Annotated in this window: 8 protein-coding genes; 6 read left to right on the forward strand and 2 right to left on the reverse strand. The window is 30.9% G+C overall.

The window, feature by feature from the left end; translation table 11 throughout:
* The first annotated feature begins 208 nt into the window (after positions 1-208).
* The 6 genes from HN894_00760 (at position 209) to HN894_00785 (ending at position 5827) form a co-directional block, all read left to right on the forward strand.
* Entirely contained in the window at positions 209-916 is a 708-nt protein-coding gene (locus HN894_00760) for a hypothetical protein (protein MBT7141836.1), read from the forward strand.
* Positions 903-1148, forward strand: a complete 246-nt coding sequence (locus HN894_00765; GenBank protein MBT7141837.1) for an acyl carrier protein — start codon at positions 903-905, stop codon at positions 1146-1148. The genes HN894_00760 and HN894_00765 overlap by 14 nt, the downstream gene beginning before the upstream one ends.
* A gap of 22 nt (positions 1149-1170) precedes the next feature.
* Positions 1171-2604 carry an MBOAT family protein gene (locus HN894_00770; GenBank protein MBT7141838.1) on the forward strand — a complete coding sequence of 478 codons (1434 nt, stop codon included), beginning with the start codon at positions 1171-1173 and terminating at the stop codon, positions 2602-2604.
* 115 nt (positions 2605-2719) lie between these two features.
* Positions 2720-3763 carry a hypothetical protein gene (locus HN894_00775; GenBank protein MBT7141839.1) on the forward strand — a complete coding sequence of 348 codons (1044 nt, stop codon included), beginning with the start codon at positions 2720-2722 and terminating at the stop codon, positions 3761-3763.
* A 29-nt stretch (positions 3764-3792) separates the two neighbouring features.
* Complete coding sequence (locus HN894_00780; GenBank protein MBT7141840.1) at positions 3793-4182, forward strand: hypothetical protein; 390 nt, start codon at positions 3793-3795, stop codon at positions 4180-4182.
* Positions 4183-4225: 43 nt separating this feature from the next.
* Positions 4226-5827 carry a YfcC family protein gene (locus tag HN894_00785; GenBank protein ID MBT7141841.1) on the forward strand — a complete coding sequence of 534 codons (1602 nt, stop codon included), beginning with the start codon at positions 4226-4228 and terminating at the stop codon, positions 5825-5827.
* Between the two features lie 5 nt (positions 5828-5832).
* Here HN894_00785 and HN894_00790 read toward each other — a convergent pair whose 3' ends face one another.
* Both HN894_00790 and HN894_00795 read right to left on the reverse strand, forming a co-directional pair.
* The gene (locus HN894_00790) at positions 5833-6045 is read right to left on the reverse strand and encodes a DUF2283 domain-containing protein (GenBank protein ID MBT7141842.1); all 213 of its coding nucleotides are present in this window, start codon (positions 6043-6045) and stop codon (positions 5833-5835) included.
* 2 nt (positions 6046-6047) lie between these two features.
* Complete coding sequence (locus tag HN894_00795; GenBank protein MBT7141843.1) at positions 6048-6284, reverse strand: hypothetical protein; 237 nt, start codon at positions 6282-6284, stop codon at positions 6048-6050.
* Positions 6285-7061 lie beyond the last annotated feature (777 nt).

Here is a 7061-nt window from a genome sequence, read left to right on the forward strand (position 1 = left end):
TCAAATTCAAGAAAATGATATATATTAAAAAGTGTAGGAGACATTATAAATCTTATAATTAAGCATTAAACATAAAATGAATTATTCTTTCGTATCACATGCTTTTCAATTCAATACATTTCATTTTTTTATTTGAAAGGTATCTTGAACATTGTAAAAGTGCTATTTATTATAAATAGAAAAATTGAATTAATTTATACTTAATAAAATGAAATTACCGAATATTATTTCAGAATTATCTTTTAGAAAGGCTACAATAAAAGATATAGACTATATTGCAGAAATTCTAATACAGGCTGAAAAATCGAGTAATGAATTTTCACCAATGCAAAAAATCTTTGAATTGAGCAGCGAGGAATATTTTATGTTTATTAAGAATGTATTAGAAGAAGAAGTTCCAGGAAGCGAATATTTTTGCGAAAATTTTATTTTGGTTTTTCACAAAAGCGAATTTGTAGGTGGAATAGCTGCATGGATAGAAGGAAATGGAAATCAATCGAGCAATTTTGTAAAAGCTCCTTTGCTTTCGTACTATCTTGGAATTGAAAAATGGATAAAAGTACAAACCGATTTGGAACTTCTTACTTCAATAATGCATCAACGACAAGCCGGCACCTTACAAATTGATGCAGGATATATTAATCCAAAATTTCAAGGAAATAGTATTCCAAAAGTAATGATTAGCTACGGTATCAATTTTTTTGAGAATGAATTTGAAAAATTGAAAAAAGTGCAAGTAGTTACTATAGTTGAAAATGTAAAAGGACTAAAATCGCTTGAGAAATTGGGTTTTAAAATAGCAAACAAAAAACAATCTAATAACCAAAAACTAATAGGATTAATTTCAGGAACAGGTTTTTATCAATTAGAATTAGATTTAATAAAATACAAAAATGCAAAATATGGACAGAAGTAGAATCATTGAAAAATTAAACTCTATTTTCAGAGAAGTTTTCAAAAACGAGAATTTAGTTGTTACAGAAAATTTATGCGCTGACGATATTGAAGACTGGGATTCGTTGTTAGACACAGTTTTGTTGGACAAAGTAGAAAGTGATTTTGAAATAAAATTCAAATTTAAGGAAATCATTAATATGGAAAATGTTGGAGATATGATAGATCGCATAGTTGAACATTTATCAAAATAATAATCCTTTTGAAAGATACTATATGCTTTTCAATTCCATACATTTCATATTTTTTTTCCCGATAGTAATAATTATTTACTTTTTAATTCCGCATAGATATAGGTGGATATTTTTACTTTCGGCTTCATATTATTTCTACTTGTGTTTTAAGCTCGAATACGGATTTTTGATTGCCGGTTCAACTTTATCGAGCTATACGACAGCAATTTTGATTAGTAACTCTAAAAATGAAATCAGGAGAAAAGCATATCTGTTTGGAAATCTAATACTTAATCTTGGAATATTATTCTTTTTCAAATATTTCAACTTCACAATTTCGTCGGCTAGTCTAATTTTAGATAATTTTAATATTGCCCATCAATTCCCAACTTTAAAATGGATTTTGCCAATAGGAATTTCATTTTACACATTTCAAGTTGTAAGTTACACCGTAGATGTTTATTGGGAAACTCTAAAGCCTGAAAAACATCTTGGAATATTTGCTCTTTATGTTTCGTTTTTTCCACAATTGGTTGCTGGTCCCATTGAACGTGCATCTCGCCTGATACCACAATTTAGAATTGCACAAAAGTATGATTACAATCGTCTGAAAAGTGGCTTATTGTTAATGCTTTGGGGCTTTTTTCAAAAATTGGTAATTGCTGACAGACTTGGAATTATGGTAGATGAAGTCTTTAATAATGTAGAAAAATACGAAGGATTGCCTTTGATTTTAGCATCTTTTGGCTTTGGTTTCCAAATGTATTGCGATTTTGCGGGATATACAGATATTGCAATCGGAGCTGCTTTGGTCATGGGTTTTAAGCTCATGAAAAATTTCGATCGTCCCTTCTCCGCAAAAAACATTTCAGAATTTTGGCGTAGATGGCACATTTCGTTATCGTCATGGGCAAACGATTATATTTACAGACCAATTGCAATAAATAGACGATCATGGGGGCACTGGGGAGTTGTTTATTCAATTTCTGCAACCTTCTTGTTTCTTGGAATTTGGCATGGAGCAAAAATGGCATTTATTCTTTTTGGTGCTTTTATGGGATTGGCTTTCTATTTCGAAATTCTTACAAAAAATATTAGAAAAAAGCTTTCAAAAAAAATCCCAGATGTAATCTACAATAATCTAAGTGTAGTTCTCACTTTTTGCTTTTTCATTTTCACTTCTATTTTTTTTAGAGGAAATACAACATTGGATGTGTTCAGAATAATTGGAAAGATGTTTACAAATATTGAGCTAAAGTGGTATGAACTTGGGGTAAGCAAATTTGAACTTTTTAGTGTTTTCATATTTATTATAGTTCTCGAAGGAGTTCATTATTTTCAAAGAAAACACAAACTAAGAGAATGGCTGGCTTCTAAACCTTTCTTTATAAGATGGTCTGTTTATATAGTTTTGGTTTTTATAATTTTAAACTTTGGAGAATTTGGTGAAAAACAATTTATTTACTTCGATTTTTAAAAGTAGTTCAATTATTCAATTATATAATGGTACAATTATTCAATAAGCTGAATATTAATGATTTTTTTAACAACTTTTAAAACAATTGAAAACTCATAAATCTTAATTAATTATCTTGAAAATAATTTATAAAATAATAATTCTAATTCTAATTGTAATTGCGATTAATCAGATTTTATATTATTCGCAAACAAGCTATTCGTGGGGAAGTGAGCGTTTTCACCAGAAAAGAATTTTTGTAGAAAAAAATGCTGACCATTTTAATACTTTTTTCATTGGATCGAGCAAAACCGGACAAAATATTATACCCGAACTTTTCGATACAGAAGTAAAAGCTCAAAGTGGCGATAACCTTAATTCTTTCAATTTTGGAAGTGGTAGCATTGTAGCACCCGAATCGTACTATTTGTACGAAAATCTTTTGGAAAATGAGGACTTGAATATTAAGTATGTATTTTTTGAATTATCAAGCATTTCCACAGTTTCGGAGAAAGTTATCCACACAAATAAAGGCAAATACTGGTACACACCAAGTTATTACACTTTTTCATTAAAATCACTTTTGACATCGCAATACAAATTGAAGAACAAACTTGCAGGCATAAAAAATCATACAATATGTTTTGCCGAACAGATTTTCAATATACAATTTGTTCACGATTTGGTTGCCTACAATAAAATGAATGATAGAAAACTTCCAGATTTTCCATTATTAGGATACACTGCACCTTTGCAATCAGAAATTCCTGAACGCCTGGCAGGTGCTATAAAATTGCAAAACAAGTTTTTTGAAGATACCACTATTTTGACTAAATCTGCCAAAATAAGCCTGCAACAAAATTTCGACACCGATGAAGTAAAAAAATACAATACTGAACATTTCGAAAAAATAACGAAAATCATAGAACTTTCTGAAAAACATGGAGTTAAGATATTTTTTGTTTTGCACCCGGGAATAGGGAAACGCTACAGACAAGTTTTACCACTTTTTAAAAAGATAGACCCAAAATATCGCATCGAATTGTCAGATGCAAAAAAATACCCTGAGTTTTATATTGCCAAAAACTCTTTCGATGGAAAGCATTTGAATAACAAAGGAGCAAAAATATTTACAAAACTATTAGCTGAAAAATTCATAGAGCTAAACAAAGCCGATTGACGTTTGAGTTTGAAAAATTTTAGAACCAGATGAAAAACAAAATCCCAATTTTAATAATATTTTTTGCAGCCATCTTTGTAGTTTGCTGCGAAAACAGTTTCGAAAATCCTATTGACGATGATAGAATAATTGGTTCGTGGCACAGAAAATACAAAGTTGAGAATGGCATTGAAACACAATTTCAAGATAGCATTGTGCATATATTTTTGCCTGAAGGCAATCTAATAATCAGATATTATCCAGAGCTTGGAGCCTCAATCCCAGACGAAAATTATCAGTTCGATTTGCAAAATGGCGTTTTGCGCTACTGGAATATGGATATTAATGTCAGCGAAGAAAATGAGCTAACATTTCTTGGCTCAAGCATGCAAATTCAAATATATCCCAACATGTATTATCGTTTATTTAAAATAGAATAAATCTGCAATTATTTAGAAAATAACTTATTACAAAAAAATTGATATGTCAAAAAAAATACCTCATACCTATGTAATTGTATTTTACATCATAATTTTATCAGCCTTCCTGACATGGATTATTCCAGGCGGAGCTTTCGAGCGCGAAACAAAATATTTTGGCGATGGCAACAAAAAAGAAATTATTGTAAACGATTCGTTTCACTACATTAAAAGTTCGCCACAAACCTGGGAAATTTTTTCAGCTATTTTCGATGGATTTGTTGATAAAGCCGATATAATAGTTTTCATTCTATTGATTGGCGGTGCTTTTTGGATAATGAACAGCAGTCGTGCTATTGATGTTGGAATTCTTACTTTTCTCGCTTTCGCTAAAAAACTTGAACATTATAAACTTATAAAATTACTTGGTGTAAATAATATTATTCTTACACTTATCATGCTGATGTTTAGTTTGTTTGGTGCTGTTTTTGGCATGAGCGAAGAAACCATTGCGTTCATAATAATTTTTGTACCACTTGCCATAACTATGGGTTATGATTCTATAGTTGGGGTATCACTGTGTTTTGTTGCTGCAGGTTTAGGTTTTGCAGGAGCTTTGTTAAATCCATTCACTATTGGTATAGCCCAAGGACTTTCTGACCTTCCGCTTTTTTCGGGAATAGAATATAGATTTTTCTGTTGGATTGTATTAAATCTTGTTGGGATTTCGTACATTTTATGGTATGCTGCAAAAATCAAGAAAAATCCAAAAAAATCGCTTGTTTATGAAGATGATAAATACTGGCGGGACAAAAGCAGTAGTGAAGGAATGGAATCGACGAAACATGAAAACTACATTTCTACATGGGTAATCTTTGTTATAATATTTGTTGTCTTATTAATTTACTCAATTTTTCTTCCTCAATCGACACTAAAAGTTGGAAATTCTGAATCTACATTGCCGATATTACCTATACTTACTGCATTATTTGCTATCACCGGATATTTTTCCTTAAGAAAATCTGCTCAGTTTTTTGTGCTTAATTTACTTATGTTCACAATTTTGTTTCTAATTGTAGGAGTTATGGGCTATGGCTGGTACGTTATGGAAATTGCAACTCTGTTTTTTGCGATGGGCATTTCGTCTGGGGTGGCTATGAACTATTCGCCAAACCGGATTACAAAACTTTTTCTTGAAGGTGTAAAGGATATTATGTCGGCAGCAATGATAGTTGGACTTGCCGGCGGAATTATAATGATTTTGAATAATGGAAAAATCATCGACACCCTACTCTACTATATCTCAAGCTCAATGGGCGAATTTGGAAAAATGGCTTCCGTGAGTATGATGTATGTTTTTCAGACATTAATAAATGTTATTATTCCTTCGGGTTCGGCAAAAGCTGCTCTTACCATGCCAATTATGTCGCAATTTTCAGATTTGATTGGAGTATCGAGACAAGCCACAGTTATGGCTTTTCAGTTTGGCGATGGTTTTACAAATATGATTACTCCTACTTCAGGAGTTTTGATTGGCGTTCTTGGAGTTGCAAAAATCCCTTACGAAAAATGGGTAAAATGGATCACTCCTTTTATGATAATTTTAATGTTACTAGGATTATTATTGCTAATTCCTACTGTTACTATGGACCTTAATGGGTTTTAGAAAATTTAAACATCTTCTTTTTGCTTCGGAAATTGCTGAAAAGACAAATCAAAGATATTTGTTTGTGAATTGGCATGTTCAATTGTCATACTAACCAAAATACCTTTTTTGTCGAACTCGGCCAGAATATTCTCATTTAAATCTTTTGTTTCGTGAATTTGATTATTATTAAAAACCATCAATAGCGTATCTGTTTCACTAAAATATTTTAATTCCATAATTATTGTTTTTTAAATGACCTATCAAAAAATGCATTATGTATTGTTTGATAATCTTCAAGTATTATTATTCGTAGATATTTATTATTTTCTTTTATTTTTGCCCAACGACGAATTCTACCATCAGCTTGAATTTCTTCATAATCAGGATTATTAAAAACAAATTCAATCCATTCAAGAGGAATATCTTTCCTATCCTGACGATTTCTCATATGCAGAAAATATTGTGTAAATTTCAATTGTTCCTTATTTTATTTTAATCCTTCGCTTTAGCCCAAAATACCATTAATTATTGCCATATCTTTCACAAATGTATAAAATCTTTTGCTCAAAGCAATACATTTTTGAAGACTAAAGCAAAATGGTTGTGTATAGCTGTATGTCCAAAAATGCAATTACCACTTTCAAATATGTAAAATCTTTAATTTTTTCGGATTTTGTTATGAGTTGAACACTCTATTAATAGATGTTTATTAGCTCTAAAGCCTTTTGTTTCCAATTCTCCCTTTCAAAAACAAATTCAATAATTCTGTAAATATTTGATTTTGTTTAAGCACTTTGTGGTTCTTTCCTTTGAAATTGCACATTTTACACAGGTTAAACCTGTGGCTATTCACATTAAATACCTTCGGCATTTTTTGATAATTGCAATTTTTGAAATTGTAATTAAATTTTCCAATATTTTATGGCTATCTTGTTACTCTGCCATAAATTGCAGGGCTACCAATGGATCCCCACTGAATTACATTCCTGCGAATGCAGGAATCCCTTCAAAATCTTAGCTCACTCGATGAGATTCCTGCATTCGCAGGAATGAGGTAAAGGCTGGTAAAGTTGGAGCGATTTCAAATTTCTATTTCCAAAACAAAAAAACCTGTCATCCCGATTTTTATCGGGACTGACAGGTTATATTTATAAAATTAAAAAAAACTATTTAATCACACTCATTTGTTTTACTTGCGAAACTCCATTTACATCGAGTCGGTAGTAATAAATGCCCGATTGGGATTTTTTAA

Source organism: Bacteroidota bacterium, assembly GCA_018692315.1.
In the GTDB taxonomy this organism is placed as follows: Bacteria; Bacteroidota; Bacteroidia; order Bacteroidales; family JABHKC01; genus JABHKC01.